Annotated in this window: 11 protein-coding genes; all 11 read right to left on the bottom strand. The window is 76.2% G+C overall.

Features of this window, described 5'->3' with window-relative positions; all coding sequences use genetic code 11:
* Positions 1–378: 378 nt before the first annotated feature.
* The 11 genes from ACZ7LB_RS20950 to ACZ7LB_RS20900 all read right to left on the bottom strand — a co-directional run bounded on the left by ACZ7LB_RS20950 (position 379) and on the right by ACZ7LB_RS20900 (position 18,462).
* Entirely contained in the window at positions 379–2,379 is a 2,001-nt protein-coding gene (locus ACZ7LB_RS20950) for a TOMM precursor leader peptide-binding protein (RefSeq protein WP_471470175.1), read from the bottom strand.
* A complete protein-coding gene (locus ACZ7LB_RS20945; RefSeq protein ID WP_471470173.1) occupies positions 2,376–3,131 on the bottom strand; it encodes an ABC transporter permease in 756 nt (251 codons plus the stop codon). The genes ACZ7LB_RS20950 and ACZ7LB_RS20945 overlap by 4 nt, the downstream gene beginning before the upstream one ends.
* Positions 3,128–4,099, bottom strand: a complete 972-nt coding sequence (locus tag ACZ7LB_RS20940; RefSeq protein WP_471470171.1) for an ABC transporter ATP-binding protein — start codon at positions 4,097–4,099, stop codon at positions 3,128–3,130. Before ACZ7LB_RS20940 ends, ACZ7LB_RS20945 begins: the two co-directional genes overlap by 4 nt.
* Positions 4,100–4,142: 43 nt before the next feature.
* A complete protein-coding gene (locus ACZ7LB_RS20935) occupies positions 4,143–5,369 on the bottom strand; it encodes a metalloprotease (protein ID WP_471470169.1) in 1,227 nt (408 codons plus the stop codon).
* Positions 5,366–6,514 carry a lantibiotic dehydratase C-terminal domain-containing protein gene (locus tag ACZ7LB_RS20930; RefSeq protein ID WP_471470167.1) on the bottom strand — a complete coding sequence of 383 codons (1,149 nt, stop codon included), beginning with the start codon at positions 6,512–6,514 and terminating at the stop codon, positions 5,366–5,368. The genes ACZ7LB_RS20935 and ACZ7LB_RS20930 overlap by 4 nt, the downstream gene beginning before the upstream one ends.
* A complete protein-coding gene (locus ACZ7LB_RS20925; protein WP_471470165.1) occupies positions 6,502–9,303 on the bottom strand; it encodes a lantibiotic dehydratase in 2,802 nt (933 codons plus the stop codon). The genes ACZ7LB_RS20930 and ACZ7LB_RS20925 overlap by 13 nt, the downstream gene beginning before the upstream one ends.
* Before the next feature lie 19 nt (positions 9,304–9,322).
* Positions 9,323–11,053: a nitroreductase family protein gene (locus ACZ7LB_RS20920; protein ID WP_471470163.1), complete on the bottom strand. Its 1,731-nt coding sequence runs from the start codon at positions 11,051–11,053 to the stop codon at positions 9,323–9,325.
* Between the two features lie 141 nt (positions 11,054–11,194).
* Positions 11,195–13,246 carry a TOMM precursor leader peptide-binding protein gene (locus ACZ7LB_RS20915; RefSeq protein ID WP_471470161.1) on the bottom strand — a complete coding sequence of 684 codons (2,052 nt, stop codon included), beginning with the start codon at positions 13,244–13,246 and terminating at the stop codon, positions 11,195–11,197.
* Positions 13,236–15,608, bottom strand: a complete 2,373-nt coding sequence (locus ACZ7LB_RS20910; protein WP_471470159.1) for a TOMM precursor leader peptide-binding protein — start codon at positions 15,606–15,608, stop codon at positions 13,236–13,238. Before ACZ7LB_RS20910 ends, ACZ7LB_RS20915 begins: the two co-directional genes overlap by 11 nt.
* 308 nt (positions 15,609–15,916) lie before the next feature.
* On the bottom strand, positions 15,917–17,866 hold the full coding sequence (locus ACZ7LB_RS20905; protein ID WP_471470157.1) for an AfsR/SARP family transcriptional regulator: 1,950 nt from the start codon (positions 17,864–17,866) through the stop codon (positions 15,917–15,919).
* 425 nt (positions 17,867–18,291) lie between these two features.
* Entirely contained in the window at positions 18,292–18,462 is a 171-nt protein-coding gene (locus ACZ7LB_RS20900) for a thiazolylpeptide-type bacteriocin (RefSeq protein WP_031128743.1), read from the bottom strand.
* Positions 18,463–18,518 lie beyond the last annotated feature (56 nt).

Raw genomic sequence — 18,518 nt, 5'->3', positions numbered from 1 at the left:
GCCCGTCCGGGCGGCCTCCGGCCGGCTCCCGTCCGGCGCCGGAACGGCCGCTGACGGACCGCCCGGTGAAGGGCCGCCCGACGACGGACCGCCCGGTGAGGGGCTGACCGGTGAAGGGCCGCCCGTGGACGGCTCCGCCGCTGACGGGGCGGCCGGCGGCGGACCGGCCCGCCCCGCTCCCGGGCGCGGTAGGGCGGCCGCCGGGAGGAGGCGGGGCGGTGTCCCGCCGGGCGCGGTGCCGGGCGGGAGCGCGGTGGCGCGGCCGGCCGGTGGCCGCGGCGGGGGAGGGTGCGGGGGGGACGGCGGGGTCATCGGCCGCTCCGGGGGACGGCCGGGCCCGGCCGGAACACGGCCAAGGCCCGGGAGACGGAAGGGGGTTCAGGGGAAGGGATGCGGGGCGCGGCGGATCTCCGCGTCCGTGAGGTCCCGGTCCCGGAGGCCGCCCCGGCGCTGGGCAATGCGCAACCGGGGCATGTGCGGGGCGCGTTGACGGTTCCAGCCGAAGTCGATCGGCAGCAGCCCCGGAACGACGGTGCTGACGGTGCGCAGCCCCATCCGCTCCTGCTCGGGCGAGGTCTGGTCGACGACGATGACGTCGTGGCCCGCCCGCACCAACTCGTCCCGGACCACGGCGACATCGTCGCTAAGGTCGCGGGTGCGCGGCCGGAGCCGGTCCTCCCAGTCCCGGTACACCTCGTCGAAGGGGAGCGCCTCGGACGGCTCCAGATAGGCGCGCGCGTACTCGGCCATCCGGGGCAGCCCGTAGAGCTGGGGGTGGTCCTTGAGATGCCGCACCAGGGAGAAGTCGTCCGCCATCGCCTCCAGTTCGGCGCGGCGCTCCGCGGTCTGCCGGGCCAGGTGCGGGATGTAGCTCAGCACCTCGGACAGGGCGCCCTCGATGGCGGACCTCGGGTCCAGGGAGGCCGCCGCGGCGAAGGAGAGGGTGCCGGGGCCCCCGTCCCGGCGGACGCCGACGACGGTGACGGCCGGGACCGCCAGGTCGATCCGGTTGTCGAAGACCCGTACGTCGTAGCCCTGCAGGGCGGCGCGTTCGGCCAGGGCGGCGGAGGCGGACCCGCCCACCGTCCGCAGGTCGACGCGGGTCAGCGGGGCCGCCCCGTACCAGCCGTTGAGGAACGAGTCGCGCTCGACCAGTTCCAGCAGCCCGCCCAGCACCGCCTCCTGGGCACCGCCGCCGATGGCGCAGCCGTTGGAGCACTCGAAGACGAAGTTGTCGCCGGCCAACGGGATGCTGTAGTAGACGAGCCGGGACGGCACCAGCACCGGGCGTTCGTCGCGCAGCGACCAGCCCCACTCCCAGGGGATGGGGCGGCCCGGGTCGAAGGGGGCCACGGCGGGATCGTCCCGGTAGGTCTCCTCGGCGTACAGACCGCACACGGCGGGGTCGACGGCGTCGGCCCGCAGTTCGTCGTAGGAGCCGACGACCGGGGCGGCGCCGCCCCGGCGGTGGGTGCCCGCGTACCGCTCCAGGCCCTCCAGGTAGGCCAGTCGGCGGCTGGTGTCGAAGGAGCTCTCCTGTCCGCTCCACGTCACGTCGTGGAGCCCCGCGTACCCGCGGATGAAGACGCTGCCCGCCACCGGCGCGGTGGTGGACGAGGTGACGTCGGTCCAGGTGCCCGCCCCGAGGGCGCCGCAGACCGGGTTGGCCAGGGCGTCGGTGGGCAGCGGGTGGGCGAAGGCGGAGCGGACCCGGTAGGTGCCGGGGTCCGGCTTGAGGACCGGGTCCCCGGCGAACGGCCCGGTGGTGTCCGGGGGCTGGCGCCGGGCCGGGGGCCCGCAGTCCGGGCAGAGCGGATCGGCGAGCAGCGGGAACGTCCTGACCAGCAGGGTGGTCGCGTCGACCCGGGTCACCTGGGGCAGTGCCCGGTCCGCCGGTCCGGTCGCCGGGGGCGTGGGCCCGGCGGCGCCCCGCAGGGCCTCGCACAGCGCGGCCACGGTGTCCCGGAGGTGTCCGGTGAGCAGCGGCCACGCCCCGGCCGGGCGGGGGCCGTCGGGGCCGCCGGTCTCCAGGGCGTTGCGCTCGCTGCGGCTGCGCAGCCGTTGCCAGCGGACGGCGAGGCAGCGTCCGCAGGCGGGGGCGGTGCCGTCGCCGCCCCAGGGGCCGAGCAGGACCGCGGAGGCGGTGAGGTGCACCCGCGCCGCCGGGCGCTCCGCCGCCCACGGGTCCGCGGCACCGGCGTCCCCGGCCCCGGTGCCGACGGCGCCGACCGGCACCACGCGCGGGGCCCCGGTGCCGAAGCGGCCGTCCAGGAAGGTCTGGAGGGCGCCGCGGGCCTCCTCCATCGGATGCGGGAGCGGCGGCGCGGGGCGCGCGTCCGGGGAGCCGGGGCCCGGCAGCGGGCGCGTCGCGGTGCTCATGAGGTCTTCGTCCAGCGGAAGGTGCGCATCGCCACCGCGCCGAGGACGACGGTGAAGACGAGCAGCCCGGCGCAGCCGGCCGCGATGTCGGAGAGGTCGCCGCGCCCGGTCAGCGAGCCCGAGACCGCGTCGTTCAGATAGCGCAGCGGCATGACCAGGGAGAGCTTCCGCAGCCAGTCCGGCATCGAGTCCAGCGGGAAGAACGAACCGGACAGGAACGCCATCGGCAGCATCAGGAAGTTGGCGATCCCGGCGACCGACTCCGGGGTGTCGGCGACGCTGCCGATGATGACGCCGAGCATCAGGAAGGTGATGATCCCGAGGATCATCACGGGGATCAGCAGCGGCCATCGGGAGTCCGGCACGAGGTCGAACCCGGGGAGCATCGCCACCCCGACGAAGAGCACGGACTGCACCGCCCCCACCACCAGGGCGAGCACGAAGCGGGAGCCGATGACGGAGGAGAGCGGGGCGGGCGACATGCGGATCATGCGCAGGATGTCGTCGACCCGCCACTGCATCAGGGTGAAGCCGATGCCGAAGACGGCCGCGTTGGCGACGCCCCAGGAGAGCACCCCGGAGGCGGTGTAGGAGAGGTACGAGTAGCCGCTCTCCTCCACGTCGCGCCCGCGGAAGATCAGCCCGAAGACGACGAGGAAGATCAGCGGGAAGGCGAAGGTGAAGAAGACGGTCGTCCGGTCCCGGACCTGGGCGCGGTAGCCCGCCGCGGTCAGCGCGGAGTAGGCGCTCATGCCTGCTGCTCCTGGTTCTCGGCGGCGGCGGGAGTCCGGCCCGGCCGCCGGGCGGTGATGTCGAGGTAGACGTCCTCCAGGCTGGGGGTGCGGGTCTGCACACCCTCCAGTCCGGTCACGGCGTCGAGCGCGGCGAGGACCCGGCCGGTGGCGCGGGTCTCCAGCACCAGGTGGCCGCCCTGCACGGTGACGGCCTCCACGCCCGGCAGGGCCGCGGCCTCGCGTTCGCCGATCCGGCCGAGCGGGACCAGCATCCGGCTGCCGGCGCCGAAGGTGCCGATGAGGTGCTGGGGTTCGTCGGTGACGACGAGCCGGCCGTCCACCAGGATGCCGACGCGGTCGCAGAGCGCCTCGGCCTCGTCGAGGTGGTGCGTGGTGTAGACGATGGTCCGGCCCCGCGCCTTCAGCCCGCGCAGCACCTCCCACAGGTCCCGTCGGCCCTCCGGGTCGAGGGCGGCGGTCGGTTCGTCCAGGAAGATCAGTTCGGGTCCGTGGACCAGGGCGGAGGCGATGGCGAGCCGCTGGCGCTGGCCGCCGGAGAGGCTGTCGACCCGCACCCCGTGCCGCCCGCCCAGGCCGACGGACTCCAGGGTGGTGTCGACGGCCGCGGGATCGGCGCCGAACAGGGCGGCCACGGTGCGCAGGTGCTCGTGGACGGTCTGCCGCACGAAGAACGCCGAGGACTGGGTCTGCACCCCCATGCGGGGCAGCAGCGCGGTGTTGCGGGGCCACGGGGACGCGCCGAACACCGAGACGGTGCCGGAGTCCGCCCGGCGCAGCCCCTCCATGATCTCCACCAGGGTCGACTTCCCCGCCCCGTTGGGGCCCAGCAGCCCGAAGAACTCGCCGCGGCGGACCTCCAGCGTGACCTCGTCGACGGCCCGCCGGCCGCCGTAGCTCTTCGTCACACCGCTGACGGCGACGGCGGGTCGCTCTCCCTCGGCCGGTGTGGGGGAGGTGGTGCTCATACGGGTACCTCATTCATGGTCGCGTGGTCCTTCGGGGCCGCGGTCATCGGAGCAGCAGCAGTACGGCGCAGGTGACGGAGCCGGCCACCGCGAGCAGCACCAGGGCGGTCCAGGAGACGGCGTAGCCGGTGTAGACCCGGCGGGCCCGCGGCGGGTAGGCGGCGACGGCGTCCCGGCCGCCGCGCCGCAGCGCCAGATAGGCCCGGGTCTCCGGGGCGAGGCTGGCGGCGCCCAGCAGGTGGCAGAGCATCCGGTAGCCGTCCAGCGGGGGCAGCGGCACCAGGTTGCTCAGGGCCTGGACGGTGCCGACGAACAGCATCCCGGTCAGCACCGGGCGCACGGGGTCGGAGGGGTCCAGCAGGGACCACCACAGCCCGAAGGGCAGCAGGAGCACGAGGTTGACGTACGCCCCGGCCCCGGCGACCACCAGTTTCGCCCGCAGGCCGGGCAGGAACAGGTAGTTGTCGACGGTGCAGTACATCATCAGGGTCGGGAAGCGCCAGCGCAGTCCGATCTCGGAGACCACGCCGCCGTAGTGCCGGGCGGCGACGCCGTGGGCCAGCTCGTGCAGGCAGATGCTGAACCAGAGGAACACGGCGAACGGCACCAGCGCCAGGGGCCGGGCCAGCAGCTCCAGCGTCCCGTCGACGAGCGCCGCCGGACGGGCCAGCAGAGCGCCCGTCATCACCAGGACGGCGGCCAGCAAGGGCAGTTGGACCCATGGCCGCAGCAGCGGGCGCAGCGGGCGGTAGAGGCGGCCGGTGGTCGCGTGGGCGTTCGCCACGGTGCGGCGGCTGCCCTTCCAGAAGCCCCCGGTGCGGGCCGGCGCCGGCTCGGGCGGGGCGGGGTCGGGGGATCCGGCGAGCAGGCCCCGGGTGCCGAGCAGGCCCAGCAGCCGCGTCCACTGCTCCTCGGGGAGCCGCAGGCGGAACCGGTCCGCGTACGCGGACACCAGGTCGTCCAGGTTCCGGCTGCCGTCGAGGCGGCTGATGACGAAGTGCTCCTTGGGGCCGACCTCGAACGCGGCCCCGCTGACCGGGTGTTTGATCAGGTGCACGGTGCGCGGACCGCGCAGCAGCGGTGGGCTCATCAGCACCCCCGGGCGCAGGGCCGGCCGGTAGGCCCGCACGGCGGCGGCACGCTCGGCGGCGGAGGGGGCCGCGGGGGCCGCCGGCGCCGAACGGCCGCCGGGGGCACGGCCGGTGGGGGAGCCGCCCGCGGCCGGGGCCGCCGCGGAGGGTCTCCCGGCGGAGCGATCGGTGGCGCTCATGAGGCCCCCTGTCGTCCGGCGGCCGGTTCCCGCAGCACCCTGCCCAGGACGAAGGCCAGATACGCCTCGTCCCGGATGGTCACGTGCAGCCGGTTGTTGGTCATGTGCATGTACGGCGAGAGCAGGCGGGGCAGCACCGCCGGCACATGGGTGACGGGTACCAGCGGCGCCGCGTCCGGCTCCTGGGTCCGCCGCTGCCCGCTGTCCTCGCGGGCCGGGCCCTCCCAGGCGGGGAAGGCCAGCTCGCCGCGCCCGGCCAGCTCCTCCACCCTCGCGCGCAGTTCCAGGCAGTGCTCGGCCCAGCGGCGCAGGAACGCCGGGAGCCTGCTGAGGTCACCGCCGTCCACGGCCTGCCGGATCCGCGAGAACCGGGCCCCCAGCGTGGGCGCCATCCGCTCGTACGTCCGCTCGTACTCGGTCGAGCCGATGAAGCCGGTGCCGGGGAACAGCCGGTGCCAGAAGGCGTAGTAGGAGTCCAGGTAGTCCGCGAGCCGCTCCTCCTCGGGCAGGAAGCAGCTCGCCATCACCATCATGAGCTGGGCGGAGGTGCCCAGCAGCACCGTCCGCAGGTGCAGGTTCATGCCGCGGTACGCCTCCAGGACCAGGTCGCTGGAGTGCCGGAAGTGCCACTCGGCGAGCCGGACCCCGGCCGGGCCGCCGTACTTGGCGTACTCGGGGGCGTACGGCTCGTAGGAGAAGGAGTTGTTGGGCCGCAGGTTCATCCGGCCGTCGGCACCCATGTACGCGTCCCGGTCCCCGTCGGGGAACTCGATGTCGAAGAGCGCGTTGTAGAAGTCCTTCAGGAAGCCCGAGTCGACCTCGTACAGGGCCGGGCGGGAGGCGAGGAAGGAGCGGATCGCCTCCTCCGCCCGGCGCCGCACCTCCGCCTCGGCCCCCGGGCCGCTGGGCCGCAGCCGCAGGCGCACGTGCGGCCCCTCCAGCCAGTAGTTGATGAAGAAGTAGCCGGACAGCAGGCCGTCCCCGGTGAGCGAGTCCACCAGCGGCCGGACGCAGTTGACCAGGAGCGGCTGCGGGTTGGCGGCGTAGAAGACGTGCAGCGCCAGCCAGGGCGCGTCCCCCGCGGCGTCCGCCGCCGGGGTGTCCCGGGGAGCCGGGAAGGCCGCGGGTTCGGTCAGTTCGGGCATGGCGGGGCGACCTCCCGGTCGGAGTGCGGCAGGGGGCGGGTGGTGAAGGTCTCCACGGCGAGTTCGGCCACGTGCCGGCCGCGCGGGGAGGTGAGGTGGAGGCCGTCCTCGGACGGGAGCATCTCCCGGAGGACCACCCGGGTACCGGGCTCGCGGTCCACCAGGGCGTCGAACGCGGCCAGCGAGAGCGGGCTGTCGAAGTCCACGTACACGGGCTTGGCCCCGACGGGCCCCCGGCCGGAGCGGGAGGCCGTGGCGAAGCAGCGGTCGGGCAGCCCGTGCGCGCGCCGCCAGCGCAGGAACTCCAGGTAGTACTCCTCCTCGCCGCTCCCGGCGCGGCGGACCGGCAGCGCCCCGGCGTCGGCGGTCCAGCTCCGCCGCGACACCACCACGCCGCCGTGCCGCACCCGGGGCCTGCGGGTGACCCCGCCCTCGGCCGGGCCCTCCGGCACGCCCGCCCAGACGTCGAACGGGGCCATGGTGCTGGGGGAGAGCAGGAGCAGGGTGCGGGGGATCTCGGGCAGCGCGATCGGCACCAGATAGCCGAAGTAGGCCGGGACGACCTCCCGGCCCAGGCGGCGGGAGCGCAGCACCAGGCGGTCCGCCTCCTCGTCGTGCTCGACGTAGAGGTCGTCGAGGTGGATGCGGTCCTCCTCCGGCACCGAACTGGTCTCGCCGGGGCAGACGATCTGGTGGTCGGTCAGGCGGCCGTGCAGGTTGAGGTTGCTGCTGACCGGGCCGCCGGTGACCTCGGCGAACACCGCTCCCCGGGGGCGCCGGGCCGCCATCTCCTCGCGCAGGGCGCCGGACAGCGGCGGTTCCTGCGCCCCGGGGCCGTCGTAGAGGTGGGTGAAGCGGCTGAACGGGAAGGCCAGTCCGCCGTAGGACTTGTTGAGGACCACCAGGGGCGGGCCGCCGGGCGGGCGGGAGAGCTGGAGGTGGTGGCTCTGCGGGGTGAAGTGGCCGCTGAGCGTGCCGAGTTCGGCGGCGGCTCCGTCCAGCAGCGCGCGGGGCAGCTCGATCTCCGCGGCCTCTGTGCCGCCCTCCCGCCAGAGGGCGCGCATGCCCTCGTGGAAGTGGCGCCGGGCCCGGTCGAGGGCCTTCATCTCGGGCTGCCCGAGCCAGTTCTCCTCGGGCCGGTAGCCGCCCTCCTCGTCGAAGGCGGACCGCTTGGAGGTGAAGGAGACGTACTGGTCGAAGAAGTCCTCGTGGAAGTCGTGGACCAGACCGAGCAGGTCGTCGCACCGCCCGCCCCGGCCGTAGCGGGCGAGGAAGAACCCCAGCAGGGTGACGCGCTGCGGCAGCGTGAGGTCGAACAGCGGCAGGACGCCCTCGACCGCGCGCAGCGCCCGGCCCGTCTCCCCGCCCAGCACGGCGGGACCGCACACCGCCTCCCCGTCCGTGCGCACGTCCTCGTACATCAGGGTCTGCGGCAGGGCCGCCGACCCGTCCGCGCCCAGCTCCCGCTGCACCTCCAGGAGCCGGTTCCGCAGCGAGTCCAGCAGGTCCCGGCGCTCGCGGACCCCGGCGCCCGGATAGCGGGCGAGGCAGTCCGCCGGGCCGTCCAGCAGCTCCGCCAGCCGGTCGGCCCACGGCACCCGGAGCGAGCGCAGCGCGTCCTGGTAGGAGCGCAGCGGATCGCCGCCGTGCACGTCCGCGCGCAGCACCGGCACCTGCACCATGCCGAGGTCGACCAGGGCCGAGGCGTAGCGCTCGCACTCCTCGCGCCCGGTGTCGTGCTCGGCCGCCAGCCAGTCCACCAGGTCCCGGTGGCGCACCGGGGCCTCCCGGCCGCCGAGCCACTCCAGGAGGCGTTCCAGGGTGCCGCTGCTGCGCAGGTAGAACAGCCGGTCACGGACGGCGTCGAAGGTGACGGCGGCGCTGTCGTCGCCCGCCGTCGTCACGTGGCGCACGTAGCGGATGCGGTCGGCGTCGCGTCCCCAGCCGGGGGAGAGGACCACCGGGAGGTCCCGGCGGCGCAGCGGGTCGGCCATCACCAGTTCGGTGATCCGGGCCAGCACCACCACGTTCAGCCGCACCTGGCTGACCCAGTCCCCGTCGGTGCGCAGCTCGGTCCCGTCGTCCGCCGGGTCACCGGCGAAGGTGCCGAGGCCGATGCCGGTGAAGGTGCTGAAGGGGCTGGTCTTGCAGGCCGTCCGGTACAGATAGGTCAGCGCGGCGCGCTCGATCTTGCGCAGCCGGTTGCCCGGCCGCTCAGCCGTGTCGCGCAGATAGGTGTCCAGCCGCCCGTCGAGGGCGGGCGAGGCGAGCAGCAGGCCGAGGCGCAGCCGGTCGTCGGCCAGCGACGCGCGCAGCGACCGCCGGCTCTCGCGGAGTTCACCGGCGAGCAGCTCCGCCCCCTCGGCGCGCCGTCCGTCCAGCCGGGCGCGGTCCAGGAGCCACCGCCCGACGCGTCGCCCGGCCTCCGGATCCCGCTCCGACACCAGCAGTTCGGCGGCCCCGGGGTCGGCGGGCAGCCGGTTGTTGAAGATCTGCCGCCGCAGGGCGAGCAGGCGGCGGCGCGCGGCGGGGTCGTCCTGCCCGCCGTCGGGGCCGGTGGTGGCCTTGACCAGGGTGTGCAGCAGGTCGCTGAGCGCGGCCCCCTGCGCGGCCAGCCGTTCCTCCTCGGCCAGGACGTCGTCGGCCCAGCGGCGGGTCTCCGGGCAGCGCAGTCCGCGCACGGTCTCGATGGGCAGTCCGGCGGCGCGCAGCAGGAAGCGGCGGCCGGGTTCCCAGTGGGTCCCGGACTCGGTGGCGGGCACGGGCGCGCCGGGGTCTGTGGAAGTCATGGGGAGTCCTTAGCGGCCGTCAGGCGATCTCGTGGCGGAAGTCGGCGGGCCCGGGGCGTTCGTGACCGAGGGCCATGATGAGCAGCGGGGCCTCGTCCCCGTCGGCGAGACCGAGCCGCTCGACGTAGGAGACGTTGTCGAAGCCCAGGGCCACACCGGCGCCCAGGCCCAGGGCCGCGGCGGCCAGGTAGAAGCTCTGTGCGACGGCCCCGGCGGTGCCGACCGCGAGCCGGTAGCCGCGGTCCCCGACGGCGTCCAGCACGGCGGTGGTGCGCACGGTGGGCACCAGGACGGCTCCGGCCTGCTCCAGGTTGTAGTTGGCCAGGAAGTAGTTCCGCTGCAGGAAGGAGCCCTGCGGCCCGGCCGCGACCAGCCGCAGGTCGCCCCGCTCGGCGTCGTAGGCGTACGCGCCGGGCTCCACGCCGTCCACGTGGCCGACGAAGGCGTGGAGCCGGGCGAGGCGCACGGTGTCCAGCGGATCGGTGTCCCCGGCCAGCCGGGTCCCGGCGCAGGCGGCGAGGACGGCGGACAGCTCCCCGGCGCCGACCGGCCGCCGGGCGTCGAAGCGGCCGAAGCTGGAGCGCCGGTCCCGCAGCGCCCGGCGCAGTCCGGTCGCCGGGAACCGGGGAGGGGGGAGCGGGGCGCGGGTGCCGCCGTCCCCGGTGGGCAGCGCCGCCGCCGGGGCCAGGGCACCGGCGGGCGGCCGGTCGGCGGCACCGGCGAGGGTCGCCCGGTGCATGGCGTCCAGGGCGTCGAAGCCCAGCAGGGTGCGGGAGCGCTCGGCGTCCCGGTGGCGGACGGAGGGGCGGTGGCCCGGGTCGGTGCGCGGTGCCCCGGCCGGACGGGAGGACGGGCCGCCGGCGCCCGGGGCGGCGGCGGGCGCAGGGTCAGGGGCGGTGACGGGCGCCGGGGCCGGACGGTGCGGGGTGGCGGAACCGCCGGCGGCGGGCGCGGTGTCCCCGCCGGGCACGGCCCAGCGCAGCGGCACGACGCCGAACACCGTCTCGTCCCCGCCCCGCACACCGAGGAGTTCGTTCAGCCGGGGCTCGTCGAACCAGAGTACGGGGGCGAGCCGCAGCCCCCGGGCCAGCGCCCAGATCCGCCAGGTCTGCACGAGGGTGCCGAGGTCGGTGGAGACCACGTGGAAGGAGAAGCTGTTGTACTTGAAGGAGTTCTGCCAGTACTTGACGCCGAGGACCAGGTACTGGTCCGTGTCCCGCGCCCAGCCGGGCGCGTCCGGGCCGAGTGCCTCGCGGACCCGGTCGGTGACGTCGCCCGCCAGGAGCCGCTGCATGGCGTGCCGGTGGACGTCGTAGTGGTGCAGCCCGGGGGTGAGGGGACCGGAGGGGCCGCAGGCCCAGTGGATGGTCACCGGGTAGAGCCCGCCGCCGCCCGAGGTGCCGCGCGACCAGTTGGCGTGGGTGTAGAAGGGCAGCCCGGGCAGATCGGTGTTGGCCTGGACGCCGAGGCGGCGCCCGGTCAGCCCGTAGGAGTCCCGGAGCATCGCGGACAGCAGGCGCAGGTCGAAACCGGCGCCCGGCTCCGGGGCGGGGGCGGTGCCGGGCAGCAGCCCCGGGGCGACCGGCACGTCGGCGAGATCCTCGGTGCCGGGCAGCGCGAACGCCTCGGCGTCCGGGTAGTACTTGCCCTTGCGCGGGCCGTCGGCCCAGTTCACGACGTGGTCGGTGGGCTCCATCGGGACCCGGCCGCGATGCAGGATCGCCTGCGCGTACTCATGGGCGTATCCCATGGGGGTCCTCCTTTCCTCGGGCGGTGGGGCGGTCGGGCGGTGGGGCCGCCGGCGCGGTGCGCCGGGCGGGCGCCGGGGCGGTCCGGCGGTGCGGGCCGCGCGGATTGCGCGCGGCGCCGTTCCGGCCGGGCGGCCGGCCGGTCACGGGAACGGGTGCGGGCCGGGGTTGAGACCGGCCGCGGTCAGGTCGTCCGGCCGCAGCCCCGCCTCGCGCAGCGCGGTGCGGGTGCGGGGCATGTGCCGGGCGCGCTGCCGGGTCCAGCCGAAGTCGAGCGGCAGCAGTCCGGGCACCAGCACCTTCACGGTGGTCAGGCCGAGCGCGCGCTGCTCGGGTGTCGTCTGGTCGACGACGACCACGTCGAACCCGGCCCCGGTCACCGCCTCCACCGCGCGCAGCAGGTCGTCGCGGATGTCGGGGCCCGAGCCGTCGGCGCGTTCCCAGCGCAGGTCGGAGACCGCCACCGGCGCGGGCGGGGAGGGGCGGCGGAGCAGGAAGTCGGCGTGGCGGCCCATCTCCGGCACGGCGTAGACCAGCGGATGGTCGTGCAGGCCGGTGATCCGCCCGAAGTCCTCGGCCATGCCCCGGTAGGCGGCCTCGTCGCGCCGGAAGCGCTGGAGGAGCTGCACCGAGTCGGTGGCGATCTCGCACAGCGCGGCGGCCAGTGCCGCCTCCGGGTCGAGGGCGGCCCCGGCCCCGAAGCACATCCGGGCCGGACCGCCGTCGAACCGCTCCGCGACCCCCGTGACGACGGGCACCGGGAAGGTGATCCGGGTGTCGAAGAACCGGGCCCGGTACCCGTACATGGCCATCCGGTCCACCATCACCCGGGTGTGCGGGTCGGCGCTGGTCGCCGGGTCGATCTCGGGCAGCGGCTGCATCCCGTGCCAGGCCAGCAGGAACGCGTCCCGCTCCAGCACCTCCATGAGTCCGCCGAGCACCGCCTCCTCCGGACTGCCCCCGGAGGCGCAGCCGTTGGAGCTCTCCTGGACGAACCGGTGCTCGATTCCGGGCTTGTGGTAGAAGGCCAGGACCTCCGGAACGGGGCGGGGCCGCCCGTCCCGCAGCGACCAGCCCCACACCCAGGGGACCGGATGGGTGGGTGAGAAGGGCGGCACCCAGGGGTTGTCCCGGTGGAAGGCGTCCGTGTAGAGCCCCGTCTCGCGCGGGTCCACGGCGTCCGGCCCGAGGTCGTCCAGGGCCGCCGTCAGGGTGAGGTCGCGGCCCCGGGCCCGCATCCCCGCGAACCGCTCCAGGCCCTCCAGCACGCCGATGCGGGTGCTGTCGTGGTAGGTGTCGGCGTGACCGCCCCAGAAGGTCTCCCGCAGGTACTCGCCGGAACGGCTGGAGAAGCAGCCCACGGTGGCCGAGGTGGTCGGCGAGGTCACGTCGCACACCACCGACGGACCGACCGCCCCCCAGTGCGGGTTGGCGAACGCGTCGACCGGCAGCCGGTACGCCTCCACCGGCCGGACCCGGCTGACGCCCGGCCGGTACTTCGGCGCGGACCGCAGCACCAGGGCGGCCGACTCCGCGGTCACCGGCTCCGGTTCACCGCAGCCGGGGCAGTCCGGCTCGGGCACCAGCGGATGGTGACGTACCGTCAGGGTGTCCAGGTCCAGCAGCCAGACGTCCGGGAAGGGGCCCCCGGCCTCCGGCGGAGCGGCGCCGAGCCGGGCGATCAGGGCGGCCACGGCCTGGGCGGCGAACGGCGACCGGTACGGCCACGGCCCCGACTCCCTCGTCCCGCCGCGCAGTTCGAGTCCCTCCCGCAGTCCGACCGAGCGCACCCCCTGCCAGCGGCGGCGCAGGCATCCGCCGCAGCCGGGCCGTCCCGGGGCGGGCCGGGGCCCGACGATCACCTGGCGGCCGTACAGGTGCACCGGCAGGGTCGTGCGCGCCGCCCGCTCGGCGGTGGCGGGAGCGGTGAAGGCGTCCCGCACCCCGAGCGCGGCGACCGTGACACCGGGCAGCGGAGGGCCGCCCGGCGCGGCGGGCAGCTCCGCCAGGGCCCGGCGGAGGTCCTCGGCGAAGAGGCGGCACGCCTCCTGCCGGGCCGCCCCGGGTCCGTCGGCGTCCGCCGCGACGACGGAGGGCGCGACGACGGCGGGCGCGGCGACGCGTGCCTCGGGGACCGTGCCCGGCCGGCCGGGCACGGCGCGGTCATCGGTGGCGGCGGCGAGGTCAGCGGTCATCGGCGGCCGCCTGCGTGAGCAGCACCCGCACGGTGCGGATGCCGGCGGCGGGCAGGTCGGCGGCGTGGGTCGGCACCACGAACGCGTCCCGCCCGGCGGCGGCCAGCCGCTCCAGCACGTCCGCCCAGGCCACCGGTGCGCCGTCGGCGGCCGGTGCGGCGGCACCGGCCGGGCCGGTGACCGGGACCAGCGCCGCGTCCAGGTCCACCAGCAGCGGGTCCCCGGTGTCGGCGCCCTCCAGCACGCCCTCCGCGTCGAGTTGCAGGGCACCCAGCAGATCACGGAGGGCGTCGGTGGCCGCGGCGGTCCGCTCCAGGGCGGCACCGACGGCCCACCGGACCGGCGCCCGCCCCCCGCCGGTCCCGGCACCGGCGTCCCGCCCGGCGGCGCTCGCCGGTCCGCCGCCCGTTCCGGCCTCCGCCCCGCCCGTTCCGGCCTCCGCCTCCGTCCCCCCGGGTACGGCCGCCGGCGGCGGCACCGTCCGGGCCAGGACCACGGACGCCCCGCTGTGCCCGGCCTCCCCGAGGTCGAGGAGTTCGACCGCGTGTCCCAGGTGCCCGGCGGACCGCAGCAGGAAGGTGGCCTCGGGATCGTCGCCGAACGCCTCCGGCGGGATCACCGACGTGTGGCCCGTCCCCCGCACGGCCCGCCGCAGGGCGTCCTGGGCGAGCGCGGAGAGCAGACCGGCCGCCGCGGCCTCCGGCAGGCCGCCGCCCGCCCCGGTCCCGGCCCGGGAGGGCTCGAACCGGCGGTCCGCGTTGTCCGGGCCGAAGGGCCGCACCGCACCGGACGGCACCCGCGCCTGCTCCTTGGTCACCAGGGAGACGGCCGCCGACCAGGAGGCGACCGGACCGTCGCCCGCGCCGGTGGCCGCCGTCAGCCGCTCCGGGGCGACCTCCGGGAGCGTGCCGTGGTCGGGCCCGGCCGGGGCCGGGGGCACCACGTGCTCCGCGTAGACCCCGGCGGCGGCGTTCAGTGCCCGCAGCCGCGCGCCCGCCGTGTGCTGGACGTCGAAGGCGGCGACGGTCCGTGTCCCGGCCGCGCCGAGACCGACCTCCACGGCCCCCACCTTCAGCGGGAGCTGGGTGACCGGCTCGTCGGCGTACCGGGTGAACACGCCGACCGACGGCCGGACGGCGAGCGAGCGCCGGTCGAGTTCCGCGAGCGGACCCTCGGTCGCGCCGTCGTCCGGGGCGGCGGCGACGACCGGCTCGAACACCGGCCGGGCGGGCGCCGCCGTCAGGTCGACGGGCTCCGGCGCGGCGGACGGCGTCCGGCAGAACGGGCAGCGCGGGTGCGGCAGCAGCCGCTCCGCCAGCACGTCGAAGGAGGCCATGTCCTGGAGCAGCACCTGGTCCCGGGTCTCGGCCGGCAGCGCCCCGGTGACGAGCCGGAAGACCTCGTAGCCGAGCAGGTTTCCGAGCATCGCGGCGAGTGGCCCGCGCGGTGCCGGACCGGTGGCGCCGCGGCCGAGGGCCAGCCCGCTCCAGAGGTCCGCCGCGACCGCGGGGTCGCCGTTCGCGCCCAGCCGCAGCGCCGCGCAGACCGCGCACGCCCCGGAGCCCGGGGCGGTGACCGGCCCGACCACCGCGCGGCCGCCCAGGGTCCAGGCCGGGAGCAGTACGCGTCCGTCCGGGACCCCCCGGCGGAGCAGGGAGACCGCGGTCCGGAACGCGTCCCGGCCGCAGGCGGCCACCACCACGTCGTACCCCTCGTACGCCTCCCAGCCGGCCTCCGCCCCGGCCGCGGCGTCCGGCAGTACCACGACCTCGGCCGGGCTGCCCTCCCCGGTGAGCCCCGCCGCCTCGTCCCGCAGGGCGCCGAACTCCCCCGCGGTGGCGGAACCCTCGGCCAGGGCGGACTCCACGGCGACATGGGCGCCGCCGTTGCGGATCAGGGAGAGGGCGCACCAGCGGGCCACCGGACCGTCGCCCAGGACGGCCACCCGGGTGGCGCGGAACGCGGCGAACCTCCGCTCGGCGCCGTCCGCGTAGTGGTCGAGGTAGGCGATCTGCTGGGCGAAGCGGGCGGCGACCGCCCCGGCCACGGGGGCGACGTCCGTGCCGTCTCCGGAGGGTCCGGTCACGGGCCGGGCGAAGCCCCGTGAGTAGAGCGCCTTGACCAGGCCCCCCACCATCGCCTTCTGCGGGTCCTTGAAGCCCCGGCAGATCTCCGCCACCGTGCGGCTCCCGTCGAGGTGCGGGACGAGGAGGGTGGCGAAGCGGTAGGCGGACGGCGAGCTGACCTGGAATCCGCCGTCGGCGTTGTGGAAGATCACCCCGCCCGGGGTCTCGGTGAACAGCACGTCGCGTCGCACCCGGGGACGGGTGCCGGCGGTCTCCTCGTACGGCGTCGTGGGCATGCGGGGGTCACACCTCCGGAGCGCGGCCGGTGGCCGCTGGGTCTGAACGGGGGAGCTGAACGGGGGAGTCGAACGGGGGAGTCGGGCAGCGAAGTCGGGCCCGGCGGGCCGGACGGGAGGGTCGGACGAGCGAGCGGGGCGGGGTGGGGGTCGGACGAGCGAGCGGGGCGGGGAAGCGGGGGCGGGGGCCGGGCCGAGGAGCGGGAGCGGGGGACGGGGGAGCGGGAGGAGTCGAGGGGCGGGGGAGCGGACGGCGGCCGGGCGGGACGGGGAGGCCCGCCGCGGCGCGTCCTCCGGGGCCGTGCGCGTCACACGGCCCCGGAGGGGAGGGCGTGCCGCGCGGTGGCGGCGACGGGCCGGGGGACGCCCCCGGCCCGGGCGGCCCTGAGCCGCGCGTGCGCGCGGAACAGGGGGTTCATCCGGAGGTCCCCGGGCTGCTCCTCGTCCAGCAGCCCGGTGTCCAGCAGCCGTTCGAGCAGCACCTCGGCCTGGGTCTCGGGGACGGACAGGACGGTGGCCGCCTCCGGCGCCGTGATCCGCCCGTCCAGCCGGGCCAGGCGCAGATACGTCCCTGCCAGCGGATCGGGCAGCCGATCCAGCGCCCCGTCGAGGGCCTGCGGCACGGACATCCGGGGGTCGTCGGGCAGCGCCAGCCGGGCCGGGAGGTCCCGCCGCAGCCAGGCGGCGCAGTCCGCGAGACGCAGCTTGGGACGGGTCAGCAGCCGGGCCGCGGCGATCCGCAGGGCCAGCGGAACGTGTCCGCACAGGGCGGCCAGGCTCCGGGCGGCGGCGGGTTCGGCCGCGACCCGCTCGGTGCCGAGGACGGTGGTGAGGAGCGCGTGGGACTCCCGCGGCGGCAGTGCGCCCAGGTGCAGCACGGCCGGACCGTGGGTGGCGACCAGGGCGGCCAGCCCCATCCTGCTGGTGACGACCGCCGCGCCGCAGCGGGCCAGGTCCAGCACCCCGCGCACCTGGTCCGGGTGGACGGCGTCGTCCAGGATCACCAGGCAGTCCTCGGGCGGGGCGGCCGGGGGCAGCGCCCCGGCCAGCTCCCTCGCCGCCTCGACGGCGCGCCGGGGGGTCCCGTCCGGGCCGGTCAGCGGGAGCAGGACGGCGACGGGGTAGCGGTCGGCCACCGCGTGCGCGGCGTGCAGGGCGAGCGCGGTCTTGCCCATGCCGGGGCCGCCCGAGACCAGCGCCGTCACCGGGGCGGCGGCCGGCCCGTCCCGGTGTCCGGCGCTCCGGAGACGGTCCACCAGATCGGCGCTGGCCGGGGCGCGCCCGGTGAAGCCGGGGACGTGCGGGAGTCGGGGGCCGGGCGAGGCCGCGGGACCGGGGGAGCGGGGGGCGGCACCGGGGGAGCGGGTGACCGGGCCGCCCTCGGGGGCGGTGGCGGGACGGCTCACGGCGGGGTCCTCCGCCGCGGCGGGGCCGTCGGTCGGCCCGGCCGGGGGGTGCGGGCCGTCGGTCCCGGCGGCCGGGCGCGGTCCCCGGACGGTCAGGGCCGCCTCCCGGACGGGTCCGCGCGGTTCGTCGCCGCGCAGGATGGCCAGTTCCAGGCGGCGCAGTTCGGCGCCGGGATCGACGCCCAGCTCGTCGCGCAGCCGGGTCCTGATCCTGCGGTATTCGGCCAGGGCCTCCATCTGCCGTCCCTCGCGGTACAGCGCGCGCATCAACTGGGCGGTCAGCCCCTCGTGCTGGGGGTGGTCCCGGGTCGCCTCCCAGAGGTCCACCAGGACCTCCCGACATCGCCCCTGGGCGAGCTGGATCTCGCAGACGCGCTCCAGCACCCGCAGTCGCTCCTCGGCCAGCCGGGGCACCTCGTCGCGGTGCAGCAGATCGGAGGAGACGTTGGCGAGCAGCGGCCCCCGCCACAGGGCGAGCGCTCCGCGCAAGAGGGGGAGTTCGGACTCCCCGCCGACGGCCGCGCGGGCCACCAGGCTCCGGAAGTGCAGCAGGTCCAGGGTGTCGTCGTCGGCCGGGAGCCGGTAGCCGCCCGCGACCGCCACGACCGCCTGGTCCTCGATGTCGTACTTGGCGAACAGCCGCCGCAGCCGCAGGACACAGCTCTGCAGGGCGGCCTTGGCCGTGGCCGGCTGGTCCTCGCCCCAGACGGCCTGGCGCAGCCGGTCCACGGGGACCACCTCGCCGGGACGGAGCAGCAGCGCCGCCAGCAGCGAGGTCGGCTTGGCGGTCGGAAGGACGACCGCGTCACCGCCGTCGGTGATGCTGAGCGGGCCGAGCAATTGAAATCGCAATGCTTCCCCCGAGACCTTCGAAACACCTGCCGAACCGACTCATCGTGATCTGTCCGAAAAAGTGGATGCCGGGTGCGCACGACATCGATCGGCCTTGCGGCAGTGGTGAGTGTCTACCTGCGTAGAACGCGGGTCAAGAGGAGGTCATGGAGACGTTCCCGACGGGCTGCGATTCCCGGCCGGGCGTCAAGTGCCCTGGAAAACAGCGTTGTTACTGGTGAGAAGGGTTGGCCGGGGCGCGCGGTGAAGGAAGGGTTCTACCGGGGGCGTGCGCGGGGCGGACGACAGTGTTCGGTCAATGTTCACCGCGCGGTGATCAAGTTTCCGGCCATGTGCGGGAGTTCGTCCGAAGACATGCCGAAGGCCCGGTCGGCACCCCCGTGTTGGGAGGTGCCGACCGGGCGTTCACCGCGCCGGTCCCGGCGTCAGGCCGAGCAGGAGGTGGTGCTGCAGGTGGAGCTGGAGGTCGAGGTGGAGCTGGTGCTCGTGCAGCCGGCCAGCACGACCTCGCTGGCGTCCGAGTAGTCGGAGATCTCGAAGGTCTCGGCCTCCAGCTCGAGGATCTCGTCCGCGAGGGTGCTCAGGTCCTTGTTCATGACGCCTCCCGTTGAGTGGGCCCGGGCCGCCCGGCGGCGGCTCCGAGGGGGTACGG

It is taken from the genome of Streptomyces sp. NPDC107521, assembly GCF_055598485.1.
Note: the sequence above shows the minus strand (reverse complement) of the source record. Positions and strands in the feature narration are given on the sequence as shown.